At 53.0% G+C, this 19,595-nt stretch carries 19 protein-coding genes; 1 reads left to right on the top strand and 18 read right to left on the bottom strand.

Features of this window, described 5'->3' with window-relative positions; genetic code table 11:
• Window positions 1-3: 3 nt before the first annotated feature.
• The 3 genes from ETC05_RS07615 to spoIIID form a co-directional block, all read right to left on the bottom strand.
• A complete protein-coding gene (locus ETC05_RS07615) occupies window positions 4-834 on the bottom strand; it encodes a flagellar hook-basal body protein (protein WP_171660732.1) in 831 nt (276 codons plus the stop codon).
• A 327-nt stretch (window positions 835-1,161) separates the two neighbouring features.
• On the bottom strand, window positions 1,162-2,163 hold the full coding sequence (gene mreB / locus ETC05_RS07610) for a rod shape-determining protein (protein WP_171660731.1): 1,002 nt from the start codon (window positions 2,161-2,163) through the stop codon (window positions 1,162-1,164).
• 107 nt (window positions 2,164-2,270) lie between these two features.
• The gene (spoIIID, locus tag ETC05_RS07605; RefSeq protein WP_011232801.1) at window positions 2,271-2,534 is read right to left on the bottom strand and encodes a sporulation transcriptional regulator SpoIIID; all 264 of its coding nucleotides are present in this window, start codon (window positions 2,532-2,534) and stop codon (window positions 2,271-2,273) included.
• Window positions 2,535-2,844: 310 nt separating this feature from the next.
• Here spoIIID and ETC05_RS07600 point away from each other — a divergent pair, with 310 nt between their 5' ends.
• Window positions 2,845-3,354 (top strand): BsuPI-related putative proteinase inhibitor, encoded by a 510-nt coding sequence (locus ETC05_RS07600; RefSeq protein WP_171660730.1) that lies wholly within the window; start codon window positions 2,845-2,847, stop codon window positions 3,352-3,354.
• A gap of 229 nt (window positions 3,355-3,583) precedes the next feature.
• Here the strand turns inward: ETC05_RS07600 and ETC05_RS07595 are convergent, their stop codons facing one another.
• From ETC05_RS07595 to nuoN, 15 genes are all read right to left on the bottom strand, one after another.
• Window positions 3,584-4,117, bottom strand: coding sequence for a chromate transporter (locus ETC05_RS07595; RefSeq protein ID WP_031406706.1), 534 nt, complete (start codon window positions 4,115-4,117; stop codon window positions 3,584-3,586).
• Window positions 4,114-4,695 (bottom strand): chromate transporter, encoded by a 582-nt coding sequence (locus ETC05_RS07590; protein WP_031406704.1) that lies wholly within the window; start codon window positions 4,693-4,695, stop codon window positions 4,114-4,116. The genes ETC05_RS07595 and ETC05_RS07590 overlap by 4 nt, the downstream gene beginning before the upstream one ends.
• 25 nt (window positions 4,696-4,720) lie before the next feature.
• Window positions 4,721-6,325, bottom strand: coding sequence for a gamma-glutamyltransferase family protein (locus ETC05_RS07585; protein ID WP_171660729.1), 1,605 nt, complete (start codon window positions 6,323-6,325; stop codon window positions 4,721-4,723).
• A gap of 12 nt (window positions 6,326-6,337) precedes the next feature.
• Window positions 6,338-7,315: an ABC transporter ATP-binding protein gene (locus tag ETC05_RS07580; RefSeq protein WP_171660728.1), complete on the bottom strand. Its 978-nt coding sequence runs from the start codon at window positions 7,313-7,315 to the stop codon at window positions 6,338-6,340.
• A complete protein-coding gene (locus ETC05_RS07575) occupies window positions 7,287-8,291 on the bottom strand; it encodes an ABC transporter ATP-binding protein (RefSeq protein WP_171660727.1) in 1,005 nt (334 codons plus the stop codon). Before ETC05_RS07575 ends, ETC05_RS07580 begins: the two co-directional genes overlap by 29 nt.
• Window positions 8,292-8,299: 8 nt before the next feature.
• Window positions 8,300-9,859 (bottom strand): glutathione ABC transporter substrate-binding protein, encoded by a 1,560-nt coding sequence (locus ETC05_RS07570; RefSeq protein WP_171660726.1) that lies wholly within the window; start codon window positions 9,857-9,859, stop codon window positions 8,300-8,302.
• A 36-nt stretch (window positions 9,860-9,895) separates the two neighbouring features.
• Entirely contained in the window at window positions 9,896-10,798 is a 903-nt protein-coding gene (locus ETC05_RS07565) for an ABC transporter permease (RefSeq protein WP_171660725.1), read from the bottom strand.
• A 25-nt stretch (window positions 10,799-10,823) separates the two neighbouring features.
• On the bottom strand, window positions 10,824-11,765 hold the full coding sequence (gene nikB, locus ETC05_RS07560) for a nickel ABC transporter permease (protein WP_171660724.1): 942 nt from the start codon (window positions 11,763-11,765) through the stop codon (window positions 10,824-10,826).
• 239 nt (window positions 11,766-12,004) lie between these two features.
• A complete protein-coding gene (locus ETC05_RS07555) occupies window positions 12,005-12,454 on the bottom strand; it encodes an Lrp/AsnC family transcriptional regulator (RefSeq protein WP_015376050.1) in 450 nt (149 codons plus the stop codon).
• Between the two features lie 184 nt (window positions 12,455-12,638).
• A complete protein-coding gene (gene spoIIQ / locus ETC05_RS07550; protein ID WP_171660723.1) occupies window positions 12,639-13,526 on the bottom strand; it encodes a stage II sporulation protein SpoIIQ in 888 nt (295 codons plus the stop codon).
• 178 nt (window positions 13,527-13,704) lie between these two features.
• Window positions 13,705-14,736, bottom strand: coding sequence for a stage II sporulation protein D (spoIID, locus tag ETC05_RS07545; protein ID WP_171660722.1), 1,032 nt, complete (start codon window positions 14,734-14,736; stop codon window positions 13,705-13,707).
• A 357-nt stretch (window positions 14,737-15,093) separates the two neighbouring features.
• Window positions 15,094-16,389 (bottom strand): UDP-N-acetylglucosamine 1-carboxyvinyltransferase, encoded by a 1,296-nt coding sequence (gene murA / locus ETC05_RS07540; RefSeq protein ID WP_031406694.1) that lies wholly within the window; start codon window positions 16,387-16,389, stop codon window positions 15,094-15,096.
• A gap of 31 nt (window positions 16,390-16,420) precedes the next feature.
• Entirely contained in the window at window positions 16,421-17,176 is a 756-nt protein-coding gene (locus tag ETC05_RS07535; protein ID WP_031406692.1) for a YwmB family TATA-box binding protein, read from the bottom strand.
• Between the two features lie 248 nt (window positions 17,177-17,424).
• Window positions 17,425-17,664 carry a DUF1146 family protein gene (locus ETC05_RS07530; protein ID WP_011232810.1) on the bottom strand — a complete coding sequence of 80 codons (240 nt, stop codon included), beginning with the start codon at window positions 17,662-17,664 and terminating at the stop codon, window positions 17,425-17,427.
• 437 nt (window positions 17,665-18,101) lie between these two features.
• A complete protein-coding gene (nuoN, locus tag ETC05_RS07525; RefSeq protein WP_031406689.1) occupies window positions 18,102-19,595 on the bottom strand; it encodes an NADH-quinone oxidoreductase subunit NuoN in 1,494 nt (497 codons plus the stop codon).

Here is a 19,595-nt window from a genome sequence, read left to right as displayed (position 1 = left end):
TCATCATTTCAGGCGGCCGACTTCGTTGACGGCCTTGTCTAAGCTGCGGTCGTACGCTTGGACGATTTTTTGGTTCGCCTCAAACGTGCGGTAGGCAGCGAGCAAGTCGGTCATCGTCCGTTCGACATCGACGTTCGACCGCTCAAGAAAGCGCTGTTTCACCGTATACGTCACATTGCCCGGCGCCTGCGGCAATGGTCCTGTCGTGTTGCGGAATAATCCATTTCCTTCCTTGACCAACGTTTGCGGATTGGCGGCGAACACGACGCCAAGACGGGTGGTCGTCCCATTCTCATCGATGATCGTTCCGTCGTCGTGGACGGCAAACCGCTCGCTTGAGAGCGGAATGCGCTCACCATTGGCATCAAGCACATACCAGCCCTCTTGCGTCGTTAAGTAGCCGTCCGGGCTCAAGGTGAAATGACCATTTCTTGTGTAGCGGACCTCCCCTTGACCGTTGGCGACGGCAAAAAACAGCGCGCCTCGCTGACCGCTCGTCCGGTCGACGGGGACTTGTCCGTCCACAAGGGCGATATCGGTCGCCAAGCCGGTTTCTTTCACATCCCCTTGGCGGAAGTTCGGGATGAGCTCTTGCATATACACACCCGTATTGAGCGGCCCAATGACGGTTTGCGTCGGGATGGCGCGCTTTGAGGCGGTCGGGATCGGTTGATCCTCGAGGCGGCTCATCAGCAATTCCGGAAACGCTCTCATCGCGGCCGCATCAGCTTTGTATCCCGGTGTTTCGGCGTTCGCCAAATTGTTCGTCAGCCAATCCACGCGCCGCTCTTGCGCCAACATGCCGCTCGCGGCGGTGTACAACCCTCTCAACATGACCAGCACCTCGCCTGTCCGATTGGTTAGAAAAAGCCGCGGCCGCTCTTCGGGCAGCGGCGAATGGGGTGTTCCCTATGGTCAAGCGGGCGGCGCGCTGCCCTGCCGCTCTAGAAGTCATTATAAGCGGTCAAGGGCAGCCGCGGCATCCCCCGCCATTCCTTTTTTGCGCCCGCCTCGCTTGTCCCATTGGCGGTTGTATCCATTTTGACCACGCCATGAGGAAAACATTCTGCCAAGCGATCGGCGTATGAATGACGCAAAAAAGTTGACTCTATAAGGTTGATCGAGATGAACCATCTCTTGGCCAAAGGGCTTACCATACTTTTAAATTAATTGCGATTTCGGCGCCCGATCGATGTTTTCCAGCATAATCCCGGTGCCAAGAGCGACGCAGTCCATCGGATTCTCCGCGACGAACACCGGAAGCTTCAGCTCTTCTGACAGCAACAAATCGATGCCATGAAGCAAGGCGCCGCCGCCCGTTAAAATGACGCCGCGGTCGATAATATCGGCCGACAATTCCGGCGGCGTGCGTTCGAGCACGCTTTTGGCGGATTGTACAATCAACGACACCGGCTCGCGAAGCGCCCGTTCGATCTCCTCCGATCGAACGGTGATCGTGCGCGGCAGCCCGGTGACAAGATCGCGGCCGCGGACGTCGATTTCTTCGGTCCGTGCGCCTGGGAATACCGTTGCAACCTTAATCTTGATCTCCTCGGCCGTTCGTTCCCCGATGAGCAGCTTATATTCACGCTTGATGTAGTTTAAAATTTCCATGTCGAACTTGTCCCCAGCCATTTTAATGGAAGAGGCGGTGACAATGTCCCCCATCGAGAGAACCGCGACGTCGGTCGTGCCACCGCCAATATCGACGACCATGTTTCCGCACGGCTGAAAAATGTCCATTCCGGCGCCAATGGCAGCGACTTTCGGCTCTTCCTCCAAGTACACTTTTTTGCCGCCGCTTTTTTCTGCTGCCTCTTTGATCGCTTTTCGTTCAACGGATGTCGTGTTCGTCGGGCAACAAATCAAAATGCGCGGTTTGGCGAAAAAGCCTTTGAGGTCGAGCTTGCTTAAGAAATGCTTGAGCATCGCTTCGGTAATGTCAAAATCCGCAATGACGCCGTCTTTGAGCGGCCGAATGGCAACAATATTCCCAGGAGTACGTCCGACCATTCGTCGTGCTTCTTCGCCCACTGCCAGCACTTTGTTCGTGTGTTTATCGATCGCCACGACGGACGGCTCATTGAGCACGATGCCTTTGCCTTTGACGAAAATGAGGACGTTCGCCGTGCCTAGGTCGATGCCGATGTCTCGTGAAAACATATGACTTGCTCCTCCTTGCCTCTGCCCTAAAATCATTCCTAATTGATTATTTTACCATATTTGATCGCCGGAATGATACTGCAAACGGCAGATGGCAAGGAAAAAAGTCAGTTGTTTTTCACTGTTTGCTTTTTATACTTTTTCTTCGTTGCTTCCCCGCCGCGCAAATGGCGGATCGATTTATGGTAATCGAGAATTTGTTTGACTTCCTGGGCCAGTTCCGGGTTGATTTCCGGCAGCCGCTCGGTCAAATCTTTATGGACGGTGCTTTTGGATACGCCAAATTCTTTCGCGATGACGCGAACGGTTTTCCTCGTCTCCACGATATACTTGCCAATCTTGATCGTACGCTCTTTGATGTAATCGTGCACACCACTCGCCCTCCCTAAGTTGGATGTGAGAAGTGAGAAGTGTGAAATGAGACTCGTCTTGCCGCTGATGAGCGCCGCTTTCGCTGGATGTCTCGGAAGCGTCTTCGCCGCGTCGCTTGCCGGTTGTGAACGATCCCCACCTCAACCACTCTCATTGCTGTTCAATTTGTAACATTTTATTAGACAAATCGGGCATATATACCAGAAATATCAAGGCGGACAACGGTTTTTTCACAATTTTTTGCCGGTTGTAACGAGAGGGAAATGGGAAACGACTATTAATAAAAAGAGGCAGAAGGAGGAGTCCGATATGGGCAAAAGAAAAGCGTTCGGCATTGCGGCGGCATTGGTCGGGGCGGCGGCGGCCAGCGCGCTGTTTATGTATACGAACGGCGGTGAGCGCCCGCAGGCAAAAGATGACTTGCTTGGCCCCGCCCCAGCCGGCAAAACGGAACAGGCCGGCAGGAAGGGAATCATCGCCGGGACGTTGGAGCCGTCATTGACATATAAGAAGAAAAACGGCGTCTATGTGTTTACCTTCACAGTGAAAAACCAAACCGAACGCGTGCAAACCGTAACATTCACGAGCGGAAAAAAATACGACTACATTTTGTACCGCGATGGCAAAAAGGTGAAGCAGTTCAGCGAGGGAAAAATGTTTGCGCAAATTTACGAAGAGCGGACGTTAAAACAAGGGGAAGAACTGTCCTTTCAGGAAACGTTCCGCGGCCTAAAACCTGGAACGTATACACTTGAGTGGTGGCTCGCCGATAAAAACTGGCCGAACGCCCGGGCGAAGGTGACATTTACGGTCGAGTGAAGGCGCTGTTCGTTTTCACGGCGGCAGGCGCGTCCACCGTCCGGTGCTGTTTCCGATCGAATTCGCTGTCTTGGTTGCGCTTTCTTGCCTGCGTTATCGCAAACAGAGGGGCGGAGGCAAACGATCTTCGCGGAAAATGCATATGAAGGTGTTTCAGGCGTATATGCGTCGAGCAAAAAGGGCGCCCCGTTGCGTTTGGGACACCCCTATGGCATGGCGCGCCGGAATATTACGACAAGAAGACGGCTCCGTACATAAGCGACAAGGCGATGACGTAGGCAGGGTGAATGCGCCATTTGCCAAACAGCAAAAAAGTGCTGGCGGCAGCAAGAAACACCGTTTGGCCGAACCCGGCCCCTTCGTATGACTCGCGGAAAAAGTCGATGGCCATGATTCCAAGCATGACAGCGATCGCTGGGCGGATGTAGGCGGTGAGCCGCTTGACTTGCGGCGCGTCCTTCCATTTGTACAAAAACCCTAACAGCGCCAACAACAAAACGAGCGACGGAGCGACGCTGGCAAACACCCCGATGACAGCACCAAGAACACCGGCTTGTTCATATCCGATATAACCGGCCATTTTCGTCGCAATGGGGCCGGGAAGCGAGTTGCCAAGCGCCAGCACTTCGCTGAACTCGTTGACTGTCATCCACTTGTAACGGTCAACGACTTCATGCTCAATGAGCGGGATGGATGACGGACCTCCGCCGTAGCCGAGAATGCCTGGCCAAAAAAAGGCGAGAAACAAATGCCAATAGATCATGACGACACCCTCCTTTCTCCGCCTTTGTCTCTATCCACCGCCTTCGGCTTGCTTCGGCCGACAAACGCCGCAGCAAGCAACACGGCGATCACAAGCGCCGGATGAAGCCCGAGCCACTGCAAGGCGACAAAACAAGCGGCAAGAAGCAAGGTCGCCGGCCAGACGCCGAGGGCAGTGCGCGCCTGCTTGGCGAACTGCCATGTCATCTCGGCAAGCATCACAGCCACGACTGGCACGACCGCTTTCGTCATCCCAGCGACCCATGGTGTGTCTTTGAACGAAGATAAGGCGGCCAACAGCACGATCATTAACACGACCGTCGGAGCCGTCGTCGCCAGCACGGCGTTCACCAAGCCGAGGGCGCCACCGACGCGGTAGCCGATATAGCCGGCAAGCTTCGTGGCGATCGGGCCGGGCAAGGCGTTAGCGATGGCCAAAATCTCGGCGAATTCTTCGTCCGTCATCCAGCGGTATTTTGTCACCACTTCGGCGCGCACGAGCGGAATCGAAGACGGGCCGCCCCCGTACCCGAGCATGCCGACGCGAAAAAAGGCGAGAAACAAATGCCATTGATTCATTGTTGTCATTCCTTTATTGTGAGTTTCACCAAGCGGCGACCGCTCCATCTGTGCGCGGCTCCGTCCCGGCGGCGAGCACGCCGGTGTCAGGATCGCGCCAAATGATTTGCCCGCGCCCGAACGGGCCGCCGTCAAGCGCCACGCGGATGTCGTGCCCTTTGCGAGCGAGCGCTTCGGCGATATGGCGCGGGAAGTGCGGCTCGACGAGCACCGTTTTTCCTTCCATCCACTGCCAACGTGGCGCATCGAGCGCCGCTTGCGGGTTTAAGTCAAAATCAACCGTGTTCATAACGACTTGCAGATGCCCTTGCGGCTGCATGAATCCGCCCATGACGCCAAACGGGCCGATCGGTGTGCCGCCTTTCGTCAAAAAGCCGGGGATGATCGTATGGTACGGCTTTTTCCTTGGTGCCAGCCCATTCGGATGGCCCGCATCGAAAGCAAAATTGTGGCCGCGGTTGTGCAAGGCGATGCCCGTGCCCGGAACGACGAGGCCGGAGCCGAAGCCCATGTAGTTGCTTTGAATATAGGACACCATATTCCCTTCACCGTCTGCGGCGGCCAAATAGACCGTTCCTCCTTTTGGCGGCGTTCCCGGCTCCGGTGTGAGCGCCTCCTTGCCGATTTGCGCCCGGCGCATGGCGGCAAATGATTCCGATAACAGCTCGTCTGGATTGTAGTCCATATAGCGGCGGTCGGCGATGTACGCCTTCCCATCGGCAAAGGCCAGCTTCATCGCCTCGATTTGCCGGTGATGCGTCTCGACATCGGGCATGCTTGGCACGTCAAAGCCGTTCATGATGTTGAGCGCCATCAACGCGACAAGCCCTTGGCCGTTCGGCGGAATTTCCCATACCTCATACCCGCGGTAAGAGACAGAAATCGGCTCGACCCATTCCGGTTCATACTCAGCGAGATCCTCGAGCGTCAAAAAGCCGCCGTACTGCTTCGAGAAGGCGGCGATGTGTTCCGCCAGCTCGCCGCGGTAAAAGCTTTCCGCCTCCGTTTCGGCGATGGAGCGCAGCGTCGCCGCATGATCAGGCGACGCCCATACTTCCCCGATCTTCGGCGCGCGGCCGCCCGGCGCAAACGTCGCAAACCACGAAGCGAACTCCGGCCCGCGGAGCGCTTCCTTGTATGTACGAAACGCCGCGGCCCAGTACTTTCCGAGCACCGGCGACACCGGGTAGCCGTTTTCCGCATAGGCGATCGCCGGCGCAAGCGCCTCCACAAGCGGGAGGCGGCCGAAGCGCTTTGACAGCGCCGCCCACGCCGCCGGCGCCCCCGGCACCGTCACCGGAGCGAAGCCGTATTTTGGCATCTCCGTATAGCCCCGCTCTTTCAGCGCTTCAATCGAGATCGCTTTCGGCGCATAGCCGCTCGCATTCAGTCCATACAGTTTCCCGTTCGTCCACACAAGGGCGAACGCATCGCCGCCGATGCCGTTCGAGGTCGGTTCGACAACCGTTAAGCAAGCAGCCGCAGCGATCGCCGCATCGATGGCATTGCCGCCTTTTTTCAACACCTCAAGCCCCGCTTGCGCCGCGAGCGGCTGCGATGTCGCCACAACGCCGTTTTTGGCGAACACCGTCATCCGCTGCGATGAATAGGGGTGGTATAAGTAGTCCATGGCAGTTCCTCCTTACTTCACTTCATGGCAAGCGACAAAATGGCCTGGAGATGTTTCTTTCCACTCCGGCCGCTCTTGTTTGCATCGTTCGGTCGCCACCGGGCAGCGCGTATGGAACGGGCAGCCTTTCGGCGGATTGGCCGGATTCGGCAAATCTCCTTCGAGACGAATGCGCTCCCGCTTCGCGCCCGGCTTCGGCCGCGGAATAGCGGATAATAACGCTTTCGTATATGGGTGGAGCGGATGGGCATATAGTTCCCTCGACGGAGCCAACTCCATTGCATGGCCTAAATACATCACAAGCACCCGGTTGCAAAAATGGCGCACGACCCCCAAATCATGGGAAATAAACAAATACGTCAGTTCATGTTTTTCTTGGATGTCTTTTAACAGTTTAATGATTTGCGCTTGGACAGATACATCTAGCGCGGAGACGGCCTCATCGCAAATGACGAGCGATGGATTCAAGGCAATCGCCCGAGCGATGCCGATCCGCTGCCGCTGTCCACCGCTAAATTCATGCGGGTAACGATCATAATGCTCGGGACGAAGCCCGACTTCTTGAAGCAATTGCAACACCCGCTCCTCACGTTCCGCTTTTGTCATGTTGATATGGATGATAAACGCTTCCTCCAAGGCGTGTCCGATGCGTTGACGAGGGTTGAGCGACGCGTACGGATCTTGAAATACCATCTGCATCTCTTTTTTCCACTTTTTTCGCTGCCGTTCCGGCAAGCGGCTAATCTCTTCCCCTCGAAAGAAGATGGCGCCTCCCGTCGCTTCTTCAAGGCCGAGAATCGTCCGACCGAGCGTCGACTTTCCGCATCCCGATTCACCGACAATGCCGATGCTTTCTCCGACAAACACATCGAACGAGACGCTTTCGACCGCTTTGACATAGCCTTGAATACGCCGCAGCAGTCCCCCTCTAATCGGATAATATTTTTTGACGTTGTCCAACTTAAGAAGTGGCTGCCTGGACTGACTCATGGCTGTAAGATCCCTCCTCTAGCCAGCAACGAACAGAATGGCTGGCGCTGATCGTTTTCTCTGGCGGCGATGCCGTCCGACATCGATCGGTCGCAAACGGGCAACGCGGGTGAAACCGGCAGCCATGAATTTGTTCATGCAGGCTTGGCAATGTCCCTGGAATCGGTTCGAGAGAATACCCCTCGTCCTCCACGCTGGGTACCGATTTCAACAACCCTCTTGTATACGGATGACGCGGGTTGGCGAAAATGCTTTCGACATCGCCTTCTTCCACTTTCTCACCAGCGTACATGACCATCACTCGATCGGCCATTTCCGCGACCACTCCCATATCATGAGTGATCAAAATGATGGCCATATTCAATTTCTGTTTCAACTCATTGATCAAATCCAAAATTTGCGCCTGAATGGTCACGTCCAGTGCAGTCGTCGGCTCGTCAGCGATAAGCAGACTTGGGCGGCAAGCGAGCGCCATGGCGATCATGACGCGCTGCCTCATCCCACCGCTTAACTCATGCGGGTATTGTTTCATCCGCTTTTCTGGAAACGGAATGCCGACTTGCTTCAACAACTCAATGCCCCGCTCGTGCGCCTGCCTTTTCGATAGTTTTTGATGGAGCATGAGCGGTTCTCGAATTTGGTAACCAATTGTAAAAACTGGGTTAAGCGCCGTCATTGGTTCTTGGAAAATCATCGAAATTTCATTTCCACGAATGCGGCGCATTTCTTCTCCCGATAGTTTCGTCAAGTCGCGACCAGCAAACTCGATCGATCCACTCTCAATCTTCCCGTTATTGGGGAGCAACCGCATAATTGAAAGAGAGGTGATGCTTTTTCCACAGCCTGATTCGCCGACGATGCAAAGCGTCTCCCCTTTGCGAACGGAAAAAGAAACCCCCCGCACGGCGGAGACTTTTCCCTCCGCCGTGCTGAAGGTCGTGACAAGGTTCTCGACACGCAGCAGTGTTTCAGCCATGCTCTCCCCTACTCTCTATGAACGTGATAGAGCGACCATTGTCCTGTCGGATCGATCTCCAACCCTTTCACCGATTGATCAACGGCCGCCGTGACAACACCATGGTTCATCACGACAACAGCAGCGTCTTTCAACAAAAATTCGTTCGCTTCTTTCAATTTTTGTTTCCGCACTTCCGGGTCAATGGTCATACGTGATTCTTCGACTAGCTTATCGAAGGTTGGATTGTTGTAGAATATACGGTTCGTTGCCCCTGCATTCTTTGAATGGAAGTTCGGGTAAAACAGTTCGCTGCCGTCAGCAGTGAGGTTCGCCCAGCTTAAGAATGTGATATCATATTTCCCTTGTCTCGCTGAATCTAAGAATGTTCCCCACTCCATTGACTCAATTTCAGCATTAATTCCGACTTCCTTCAATTGGGCTTGGACAATTTCTGCCATCTTCATGTAGCTTGCTGTATTGGCGACTAAAATTTTTACCTTCGTTCCTTTATATCCATGCTCTTCAATGAGTTGTTTCGCTTTTTCTGGATTATAGGTGTAAGCGACGTTTTCCGACGACTCGTCATAGCCGAACACTTTCGGGCCGATGACGCTGTTTGATTTCACGCCGAGACCTTTTAACTGTTGGATGTATTCATCTTTGTTGATCGCATACGAAACGGCTTGGCGGAAGGCGAGTTCGTTCATCGGTTTCTTTTTCATATTAAACCCTAAATAGTAGACTGGTGTGCCTTCTTTTTTGATGAACTGAACGTTTTTCATCGATTCGACGCGAGACAACTGTTCAGCCGGAATATTGTCGATAAACTGCACATCGCCGGTTTGCAGCATCGAAATGGCGGTCGTTACTTCCGGAACGACTTTAAACGTTACTTTCTCTAATTTCGGCGCCCCTTGCCAATAGTTATCGTTTTTCTCCAGCGTCACATGATCCCCCGGCACCCATTCAACGAACTTAAACGGGCCGGTGCCAACTGGTTGCTTCATTAGATCCTGTTTTTGATCAGCGGTCGGACTGACGATGGAAGCATTCGTATGCGACAGGGCAGCGAGCATCGGACCATACGGATATTTCGTTTTGATCACAACGGTATAGTCGTCTTTCACTTCGACCGATTCAACCGGCTCAAGCAGCGATGCCCGCGGCGCCGCCGTTTTCGGATCTCGCAATTTATCAAACGTATATTTGACTGCTTGGGCGTTAAAATCAGTGCCGTCATGGAACTTAATCCCTTTTTTCAATTTAATAATCCATGTCTTGTCATCGGGAGTTTCATACGATTCTGCCAGATGCGGTTTGATTTCCATTGTCTCTGGATCGCGGACAAACAATGTTTCATACACTTGCTCGATAACTGCTGACGAGACGGAATCGTTCGTTAAAATGGGCGAAAGGCCAACGACATCGGACGTTGTCGCATATGTCAGCTCTTGGGTGACGTTTCCTTTCCCTTGCGAGCCGGACGAGGCATTGTTAGAAGCGGATTTGCCTGCGCATCCAGCCAATGCTCCGGAAATGGCAAGCATGAGAATAAGTACGATGTAAGACCAATACTTCTTCCTCACTGTTCTTCCCCCCAAAACTTGTTTATATATATTTGATTAATGGACATCCATGTTTGGATCCAGCGCGTCGCGCAACCCGTCACCAACGACATTAAAGGCGAAGACGACGAGCATAATCGCGATACCTGGAACGATTGTCATGTGCGGCGACGTCCACATAAACGCCTGTCCAGCGGCGATCATCGCCCCCCACTCCGGCGTCGGCGGCTGAGCGCCGAGCCCCAAATAGCTGAGCGAGGCAGCAGATAAAATCGCTGTCGCCATACGCATCGTCGCAAAGACGATAATCGGTGCCAGACAGTTTGGCAAAATATGCTTAATGATGATGCGGGTGTTGCTGGCCCCGAGCGCTTTCATTGCTAAAATGTACTCACGGTTTTTCACCGACAAGACGCTGCCGCGGACGATGCGGGCGCACGTCGGAATCGACCAAATGCTAATGGCGATCGCTACATTGACTAAACCTGTGCCTAAAATGGCAATGATCAGCATCGCCAGCAAAATGCCCGGAAACGCAAACAGCAAATCGACAATCCGCATGATCAGTCCGTCGAGTTTTTTGTAATACCCCGCCAACAACCCGAGCGCCACCCCACCGATCAGCCCCAAACTGACGGAAACGATGCCGACAACGAGGGAAATGCGGGCGCCATACACGATGCGGCTCCAAATATCCCGCCCATAATTATCGGTTCCAAGCCAATGCCCATCGGAAAAAACCGGCAACTCAGCCGCTGACAAATTTTGCTTAACCGGATCATGAGTAGCGAGCCACGGGGCGAAGATAGCCATGAGTACTTGAATCGCGATGATAACAAGCCCTGCGACTGCTAACTTGTTTTTCAGCAACCGCTTGATCGTGGTGATGTACATTTTTTCTTTCTTGCGTCCAAGGCTGGCTGTGGCATGGCCTGTGTTCACTGCAGCGTCGGTTTGCATCGATTGTCCCCTTTCTATCGTTCTTTTAATCGTAACTAATACGCGGATCAATAAACGTATAAATAATGTCAACAATCAGGTTGACTAAGACAAACAGCGTAGCAACAAGCAAGACGGAGCCTTGCACCATCGGGAAGTCCCGGGCGGCAATGGCTTGCACCATCAGCCGGCCAACGCCGTTAATGGCAAAAACCTGTTCGGTGATGATCGTGCCGCCGAGCAAAAAACCAAAGTTTAGCCCAATAACCGTAATGACTGGGATCATGGCGTTGCGCAAGGCATGCACCCAAATGACTGTCCTCTCTCGTAAGCCTTTGGCTCGTGCTGTCCGAATAAAGTCGGCTCGTATCACCTCGAGCATCGACGAACGGCTCATTCTCGCAATCATTGCCGCTGACCCAGTCCTGAGCGTAATGGCCGGCAGCACGAGCTGCTTCAACCCTTCCGCCGTGTAAAATGGCTGATCGAGCCCACCGACAGGCAGCAACTGCAAGTGAACGGCAAAAATCAAAATGAGCACAGTGCCAAGCCAAAAGTTTGGGATCGAAATGCCTGCCAAAGCAAAGACGGTGCTGGAGACGTCAAACCATGAATTTTGACGAATGGCAGAAATAATGCCGGCAACGACACCAATGATGACAGCCACGATAATGCTGGCAATGGCCAGCTTAAGTGTGTTGGGAAACCGCGTCATGATCGCGTCCCACACCGGCTGCTTCGTTTGATACGAATAACCAAGATCGCCATGAAACACTCCGCTTATGTAACGACCATACTGAACAAGGAACGGGTCGTTAAGCCCTAAATCTTCGCGGATGGCGTCGATGTCCGACTGTGATGCGGTCGGACCAGCAATGATCGTTGCTGGATCCCCCGGGGCGATATACATGCTCGTAAAAACGAGAAACGAGATACCGACCAACAGGAGGATGAGTTGAAAAAATCTTCTGACAATCATCCCAGCCATCATACTCACTCCTTTCTGTTGTTTATATAAAAAGGAATTTTATATGCATTTGTTAATTAAAATTAACATCATATTTAACAAAGTTAATTTTTATTTTGTTTTTTATGATTATATAGGAATTCGAATCAGTTTTCCATATAATTCTCTAAAAAAAATGAATTTTTTATTTATACACATAAAAAAGCGCCCCTTTACGGGACGCTTTCTACCGTGTTTCATCGCTCTGCTATAGATGACCGCTACAACTTCAACCCCGTCCGACTCTTAAAGCGGCGAAGCAAAATATGGCTTTCCACTCTCGTAATGCCTTCCAACGCATACAACTCGTTATTGATGAATTTCTCAAGGGCGGCAAAATCTTCTACGAGAACGTGCATATGGAGCGTGCTCGGGCCGGTCATTTGGTAGCAGCTCGCCACGTTTGGATTTTCAGCCAGTTTTTGTGCCACTTCAACCAAGTACGCTGGCTCGCAGTCGACCTCAAAAAACGCAGAAACTTGCTTGCCAAATTTCTCTGAATTAATGACGACCGTAAATTTCTCAATGACACCGTGCTTGACGAGCTGATTGACCCGTTCACGGACGGCGACGCGCGAGAGATTTAGCTTTTTCCCGATATCGACGTATGACATTCGGCCATCTTCAATCAACAGTTCCAGAATTTTGCGGTCGATGTCATCCAATTTCACTGCCTTGTCACCCGCCTAGCATCCATTTTCTATCATTATACCCGCTCCGGCTGCAAGGTTGAAAGTTTTTTTCATCCCCCTATGGCGCAACATGCCGATGAAAAAAAGACCCATCCGCTCGTCTTGGCAAACGGACAGGCCTTTTCGTCGCGTTTTTCGTTTCCTCTGCTAGACGCTTTGTCGATTACGCTCTTGCCATGCCGATCGAGGCGTCTGGCGTTTTGTAGGATGAAGCGTCGTTGTTTTCGTCTTGATTGTTGTCGCTTGGCGTCGTCGAATGGTCATCAGCCGATGGCTGTTCATTCGCTGGATTTTCATCCGCCGGCGTTGTTTCATCGCTTGGCATCAATTCTTTTTCCTTGTTCGTGGCGGCGCGGTCGCTTCCTGCGTTGTCTTCCGCTTTGTCAGTCAAAGCCGTCAACGGTTTGTTGACATAATCAATCGGATTCACCGCCCGGCCGTCTTTGCGAATTTCAAAGTGGACGTGGATGCCGGCTTCTTTGTTGAATTCGCTTTGCCCCGCCTTGCCGATCACTTCGCCTTGTTTCACCGTATCGCCGGCTTCCACTTTCACGTCAGCGAGCGATTGATAGACGGTCGTGACCCCTTGTTCATGGTTGATTTCGACAACGTAGCCTAAAATCGGGTCTTTTTCCGCTTTCGTCACCGTGCCGCTTAAGGAAGCGGTGACATCAAACGTTTTGCCGTCTTGGCGAACTAAGTCGATGCCTTGGTTCGGATGGTACGTATGATCATAAAAGACAAGGGCTGCTTCCTGTTCTGCTTCCGATGCTTTGTCATCGTAGAACGGCGTTTTCACTTGCACCGCATTTGGATCAAGCACCGGCATCGCAATCGTTTCGACCGTTTCATTGACCGGAACAGCCGGATTTTCTTGTTGGGCGGTGCCGTTTTTCGCCACGTTGTCTTTACCTATATTCTCCTCTTTGCTTGCCTGGAACCAAAGGGCGCCAGCGACGATCAATGCGGCAGATGATAAGTAGATGGCCGGAAATACCCAGCGTTTGCGAAACAGACGCTTCAGCGACGATTGTTTTTGTTCCTCTCTCATGTTCATCACCTCAGCAACCATTTTGAACAGAAAGAGGAAAAGATATACACATCAAAACCAATTTTTTCACTTATTTTTTGACATTCGGCTAGATTTTATACACAAAAAATGAGGGGCGCCTCCCTGTCTTTGGCCCTGAGAAAGGGACAAAAAAGTCGAGGGCGCAAAATCCCCCGACTCATCCGTTTTTCGCTGTCAGCTTGTTCAAAAACGCCGTCGCCGACGAAATATGGACACCGCGGTAATAATATTTGACAATGTCAGCGTACGTTTTCCCTTCTTTCGCCATAAAGTTGGCCCCGTACTGGCTCATGCCGACGCCATGGCCGTAACCTTTCGTCGTAATGATGATGTCATCTCCGTTGCGCACCCAAGTGAAATCACTCGACGGCAACCCGAGCCGTTCGCGCACATCACGGCCCGTAAACGTCTTGCCGCCGATTTTTACTTCGCCGACGCGGCGGCCGGGAGTGCGCGATACAATGACGCCGACTGAGCCGTCAGCGGGCAGTTCGATCCCCAACCTTCGCTCGAATTCCGCCACCGACATCGTTTTCCGCTGGTAAAACTTCGGCGATTGTTTATCCCATGGGCTGGCGACGCTTTTTAAATAGGGAAAATCGCTTTGCCAATAGGCTTCCGAATTTTCGGTATACCCGTTGCTTGTTGAGAAAAACAGCGCCTCGATCGGCTCGTTGTTGTATGTCAAAATTTGTCCTTGCGTTTCCAACACGGCTTTTGTCACTTTTTTGATTTTCCAATCATAATCGCTGCCCCACAGCTTTCGCAACTCGTCATCGCTGTAATAGACTTGATGAGCCACCGTGTCGGTCACATTCGCTCCTTTTGGCAGGCGAAACGGCTGGTTGGCAAGCAGCTGCTTGACAATGTATGTGCGCGCCGTCAACGCTTGCGCCTTTAATGCCTCGAGCTCAAATTCGGCCGGCATTTCCGCTGCGACGACGCCGATGACGTATTGCTCGAGCGGAATATGTTCGACACGTTGTTCTTTGCTTCGGTAGACCGCCACCTCGACGGACGGCCCTTCGGCTGCCTGCGACCGCTGAAGTTGTTCTTGCTTGTGCAGTTGTTCGGCCAATTTCGCCACCTTCCCGTCATAAAAGGGAAGAACGAGCGCTGTCGGAATGACGAGGATGGCGACAAATAGCAAGAAAGCGAGCACCATTACGGGTTTCAATCGTTTCACCATAGCCGAGCCCCCAATATGCGTTTTCCAAGCACAAGCGGACATTGCGAACAAATGCCTGCATTGGCTTCGGTTCGTTACTATAGTTATGGGCTCGGACAAGTATGTATGACAGTTTTCTTTTCATAGAAAAGGTCCATGGGCAACGTTTTGCCCTCCACCCAGGGATGAAAATCCGCGTCAGTCCTGCATTTTCACGGAAAAGGTCCATGGGCAGTGGTCTGCCCTCCACCGGAACATGAAAACGACGACCCAGCTTGGCCATATAGCAGCCTCAGGCGCGTGCCATGTGCGGATAGAAAAAACGACCATTTCCTGCTCGAAGGCAGTTCACGGTCGTTTTCTCGCTCCTGATCCGTTTCATTGGATCGCTTGAATGTGGTCGAATTGTTCCGTTTCTTCACGGACGCGTTCAATGTCAGCCCCAAGCGCAGCCAACTTTTCATGGAAGCGGACGTACCCGCGGTCGAGATGACGAAGCTCGGTTACGCGCGTGTAGCCGTCTGCCGCGAGTCCAGCCAAAATCAACGCTGCCGCTGCGCGCAAATCGGTCGCCGCCACTTCCGCGCCTTGCAGCTGGCACGGACCATTGATCATGACCGAACGACCTTCAATTTTAATATCGGCGTTCATGCGCCGGAATTCCTCAACATGCATAAAGCGGTTTTCAAACACCGTCTCGGTGATCATGCTTGTGCCTTCCGCTTTCAACAAGAGAGCCATCATTTGCGACTGCATGTCGGTCGGAAAGCCCGGATATGGCATCGTTTTAATGTCGACGGCTTTCAGCTTTTCCGGACCAATGACACGCACCCCATTTTCCTCTTCAATGACCGTTACGCCCATTTCTTCGAGTTTGGCGATCAGCGAGCCTAAATGTTCTGGAACCGCCCCTTGCACGAGGACGTCGCCGCCGGTGATGGCCGCTGCCACCATAAACGTGCCAGCTTCAATGCGATCCGGAATGACCGTATGTGTGGTGCCGACGAGCTCGTCGACCCCTTCGATTCGAATCGTTCCGGTGCCGGCGCCGCGCACTTTAGCGCCCATCGCATTCAAAAAGTTCGCCAAATCGACAATTTCCGGCTCTTTCGCACAGTTTTCGATCACGGTTGTTCCTTCCGCGAGGACGGCGGCCATCATAATATTTTCCGTCGCCCCGACGCTTGGAAAATCCAAATAAATTTTGGCGCCGCGGAGCCGTCCATTCACTTCCGCATCAATAAAGCCGTTGCCCACTTTCACGGATGCACCCATCGCTTCAAATCCTTTTAAGTGCTGATCAATGGGGCGCGAGCCAATGGCACAGCCGCCCGGCAGCGCTACACGGGCTCGGCCGTTGCGCGCCAACAGCGGGCCCATGACCAACACCGATGCGCGCATTTTTCGCACGTATTCAAACGGCGCTTCCACCGTCAACGGACCGGTGGCGTCGACGGTGACCGTTTCGCCGGCAATGTGCACGTCGGCGCCTAAATAGCGGAGCACTTCGCTGATTGTATATACATCGGAAAGAGCAGGCACATCATGAATCGTACTCGTTCCTTTCGTAGCCAATAAAGTGGCAGCAATGACAGGCAAAACGGCATTTTTTGCGCCTTCCACTTTGACGGTGCCGCTCAACCGGTTTCCGCCACGGACGATGATCTTTTCCAAGGTATTCCCCTCCGCGTCCAATTTCTCTATATTAATATTCAATGGTAATGATTGGGGTTCCAGCAACGACGCGCGTCTTGCCGCCCAATCTTTCTCTCAAGGCGAGTTGCAGGTTGATCGGCTGATGATTGGCGGCCGGGAGAACGTTCTTCCACTGCCCAGTATATGCAGACAGGGAAACGAGTGACTCTTCCCGCAACCACTCGACAGGCGTCGCTTGAAAATCACGAAGCAATTGAGAGGCTTGGTCGAACAAACCACCTTTCATATTACCACTGAACTCGCCTTCAATACAAGCAAAAAATGTAGGGTGGTTCACAAATAGGCTGTTCGTCGTTTTTTCAATGTGCTGTGCTGCTTCTTTCCACCTAGCTTGGCTCCACATCGGACCGGTCGCTTCATAGAGGATATACGTTTGCGGCATTCCGTTTGTGACGGTCATCACAAGCTGAATTTGTTCACGAAAGAAGGAATGGTCGTTCGTGCCGATCACTTTTTGCCAATGGTTAGCTTGGTGGAACGTCCAGCGAAAGGAGCGGTATGTTTGTTTGAACTCCGCCATTTTTTTGAAAAAGTCCGCATCATTTTGAATATCGTGGGCATACTCTCTTGTGTACACGACCCAACGGCCGAGCGAGGCACCATGTTGCACCAATGTGTGCGCCATCGTTTCCAACGGCTTGGACCATTCGTTCCCCCCGGCGCCCTCCGTCCGGTATTGTCCTGCGGCCAACAACGAGACCGCGGCGACGAGCGCCATTAGCCAACAGACTGGATTTTTTCTCATCTTCGTTCCCTTCCTCTCCTTACTTGTTATTGTTGCCGCTGAGCAAGGGAACATACGTCAAAAAAATCGACAATCGGTGATTTTTGAAACCGTTTTCAAACATCAAAGCGAAGGGCAATCGGCGGAGAATCGGTGGAAAAAAGGGACAGCGTGCAAAGAGACGCCGTCAAGGGCGGGGCCCCTTGACGGCCGAACAGAGGGCGAGGCAAGCGAGGGGAAGCCGAAGCCATGCGGCGCCCCAAGCCTCGCTATTCGCGGAACAAATACGGCAAATCGGTTGACCAAGCCCAATAGTCGAGGAAAAAGTTCGCCACCGTCGAGCCGATGGCAATCGTCAATAAAATGTACAACAACCGCCCTTGAACGACACGGTTCGGCCGAAGCAACACCTCGAGCCTCACTGCCTGCAGCGTCCACCACGTCACCGCTAGAAACGCCAAATGAACGATAATCGAAATCAACGCTTGTTGGCCGATGACCGGCATCATCAAGTTTCACCTCTTTCTCCAGCATATGTGAAACGGTGCATACGAAGCATTCTCTCTTTTCCGAAACGCGGCGAGCAGCCAGGGCGCTTCATCTAAAATCGGCAAGGATACCCCCACTTCAATCGTGTGCAGGGCGATAGCCCAACGATAAGTGGGGGAGGAATTGCCGTCAGATACGATAGTATCTGAACCTACACTTTTCCGTGAAAATGCTGCGCCTTGAGTGAACATTTTCATACCGAGTGGAGTGCGAATGCGCTTATGGACCTTTTCTAAAGAAAATGCGCAAGCCTTGAAACTTCCTGCTGGGTGGAAAGCAAAAAGGATGGCTCATGAATCTTTCCTTCGCAAAGCAGGCAGCGCATCCCCCCTTTCCAAACGAGGCCAGCGGCGCAAAAAAAGAGGAGAGGCATTCTCCCTCTCCCTTTATTCTACCGTTACGGCAAAAAATCGCCAAAATGCCCAAACTGGGCGAGTACATCGTAAGCCAGCCCCGGCGCCCAGCCGATCGCCAACGTTCCAAGCGCGCAAAGGATGACGGCGGTCGACAAACCGGCCGGAAGCCGGCCAAGCGGTGCCGTGAACGCCGGACGGAAAAAGAGCTGAACGATCAAATGGAAATAATACACGTATGAGATGACAGTCGTGATGGCCATCACCACAGCGAGCACGTAATGGCCCGGTTCAGTGACGACAAGGCCAATGAATATATACAGTTTGGCAATAAACCCAGCCGTTCCCGGAATGCCGGCAAGCGAGAGCAAAAACAGCCCGAGCGCTGAAGCCAACAGCGGACGATGCCGGTACAAGCCGGTGAGTCCATCCAAATCATCCGATCCCGTTTCATTGACAATATGGGCCACAATAGCAAACGCTCCGATGTTCATGAACGTATAGACAACCAAATACAGCCAAAGCGAATCGATCATCGTCCATGACATCGCGGCAAACCCGGCGAGCAAGTAGCCGGCATGGGCGATGCCTGAATAGGCGAGCAGCCGCTTTAAGCTCCGCTGCCGAAGCGCCACAACGCTGCCGATGATCATCGTCAATCCGGCTAACACGGTGATGACCGGCTGCATCGACAAGAGAAGCGATGATGGGTCCCGCCCTTCAGACGGCGCTGCGGCAAAGATCGTCACGAGCAAACGGAGAAGAAGGACAAAGCCGGCCGTTTTCGACACGACGGCAAAAAACGCCGTCGCAGGAACGGGCGCTCCTTCGTACACGTCCGGCGCCCACATATGGAACGGAACGGTCGCCAGCTTAAACGAAACCCCGATCAGCAAAAGGAGAAACGCCAAAGCGAGCATGTACGGCTCGTTCGTCTCCTGCAAACGGCGTGCAATGCCGCCGAGATTCGTCGTGCCGGTCAAGCCGAACAGATAGCTCATGCCAAACAGCATGATGGCGGTGGCGATGCCGCCGTTGATCACGTATTTGAGCGCCGCCTCATTCGACTCCGGCGCTGTTTTGCGTAAGCCGGCCAAAATGTAGGATGATACCGACAGCAGCTCGATACTGACGAACAGCGTCAGCAAGTCGCCGCTTGACGCAGTCATCATCGCCCCAAGCAAGGCAAACAGCATCATATAGGCAAACTCGCCGCGGTGAGGACTGTCTTCTTTCGGTTTCCAATCGGCGGTCAGAAGCAAAGCGAATGCGGCGCCAGCCAGCACAATGAGCTTAAATGCTTTGGCGAACGCATCGAGCCGGAACGTATCATGTAAAATGGATGCCGGCTCGGCCGGAATCATCGCCGCTGTCGCGATCATGGCCAATGCCGCCGCCGCCGCGGCGCCCCAGGCGAGCGGACGCCGGCTTCGGCCGCTTGGCAGGGCCAAATCGATCACTACTAGCACAATGGCAACCGCAAGAACGATCCATTCCGGCGTCATCATGCCCCAATCGGATTGCCATACATCGTTCAT

Origin of the sequence: Geobacillus sp. BMUD (assembly GCF_013096845.1) — a bacterium.
Taxonomy (GTDB): Bacteria; Bacillota; Bacilli; order Bacillales; family Anoxybacillaceae; genus Geobacillus; species Geobacillus vulcani.
Note: the sequence above shows the minus strand (reverse complement) of the source record. Positions and strands in the feature narration are given on the sequence as shown.

Coding starts and splice junctions, on each gene's coding strand:
- spoIID (WP_171660722.1), bottom strand. CDS start 14,736: ATGGTGAAACGATTGAAACCCGTAATGGTGCTCGCTTTCTTGCTATTT.
- ETC05_RS07595 (WP_031406706.1), bottom strand. CDS start 4,117: ATGATCTATTGGCATTTGTTTCTCGCCTTTTTTTGGCCAGGCATTCTC.
- ETC05_RS07535 (WP_031406692.1), bottom strand. CDS start 17,176: ATGAGAAAAAATCCAGTCTGTTGGCTAATGGCGCTCGTCGCCGCGGTC.
- ETC05_RS07585 (WP_171660729.1), bottom strand. CDS start 6,325: ATGGACTACTTATACCACCCCTATTCATCGCAGCGGATGACGGTGTTC.
- nuoN (WP_031406689.1), bottom strand. CDS start 19,595: ATGAACGATGTATGGCAATCCGATTGGGGCATGATGACGCCGGAATGG.
- ETC05_RS07590 (WP_031406704.1), bottom strand. CDS start 4,695: ATGAATCAATGGCATTTGTTTCTCGCCTTTTTTCGCGTCGGCATGCTC.
- mreB (WP_171660731.1), bottom strand. CDS start 2,163: ATGTTTTCACGAGACATCGGCATCGACCTAGGCACGGCGAACGTCCTC.
- ETC05_RS07530 (WP_011232810.1), bottom strand. CDS start 17,664: ATGATGCCGGTCATCGGCCAACAAGCGTTGATTTCGATTATCGTTCAT.
- spoIIQ (WP_171660723.1), bottom strand. CDS start 13,526: ATGAGAGAGGAACAAAAACAATCGTCGCTGAAGCGTCTGTTTCGCAAA.
- ETC05_RS07615 (WP_171660732.1), bottom strand. CDS start 834: ATGTTGAGAGGGTTGTACACCGCCGCGAGCGGCATGTTGGCGCAAGAG.
- ETC05_RS07580 (WP_171660728.1), bottom strand. CDS start 7,315: ATGAGTCAGTCCAGGCAGCCACTTCTTAAGTTGGACAACGTCAAAAAA.
- ETC05_RS07565 (WP_171660725.1), bottom strand. CDS start 10,798: ATGCAAACCGACGCTGCAGTGAACACAGGCCATGCCACAGCCAGCCTT.
- ETC05_RS07600 (WP_171660730.1), top strand. CDS start 2,845: ATGGGCAAAAGAAAAGCGTTCGGCATTGCGGCGGCATTGGTCGGGGCG.
- ETC05_RS07575 (WP_171660727.1), bottom strand. CDS start 8,291: ATGGCTGAAACACTGCTGCGTGTCGAGAACCTTGTCACGACCTTCAGC.
- nikB (WP_171660724.1), bottom strand. CDS start 11,765: ATGGCTGGGATGATTGTCAGAAGATTTTTTCAACTCATCCTCCTGTTG.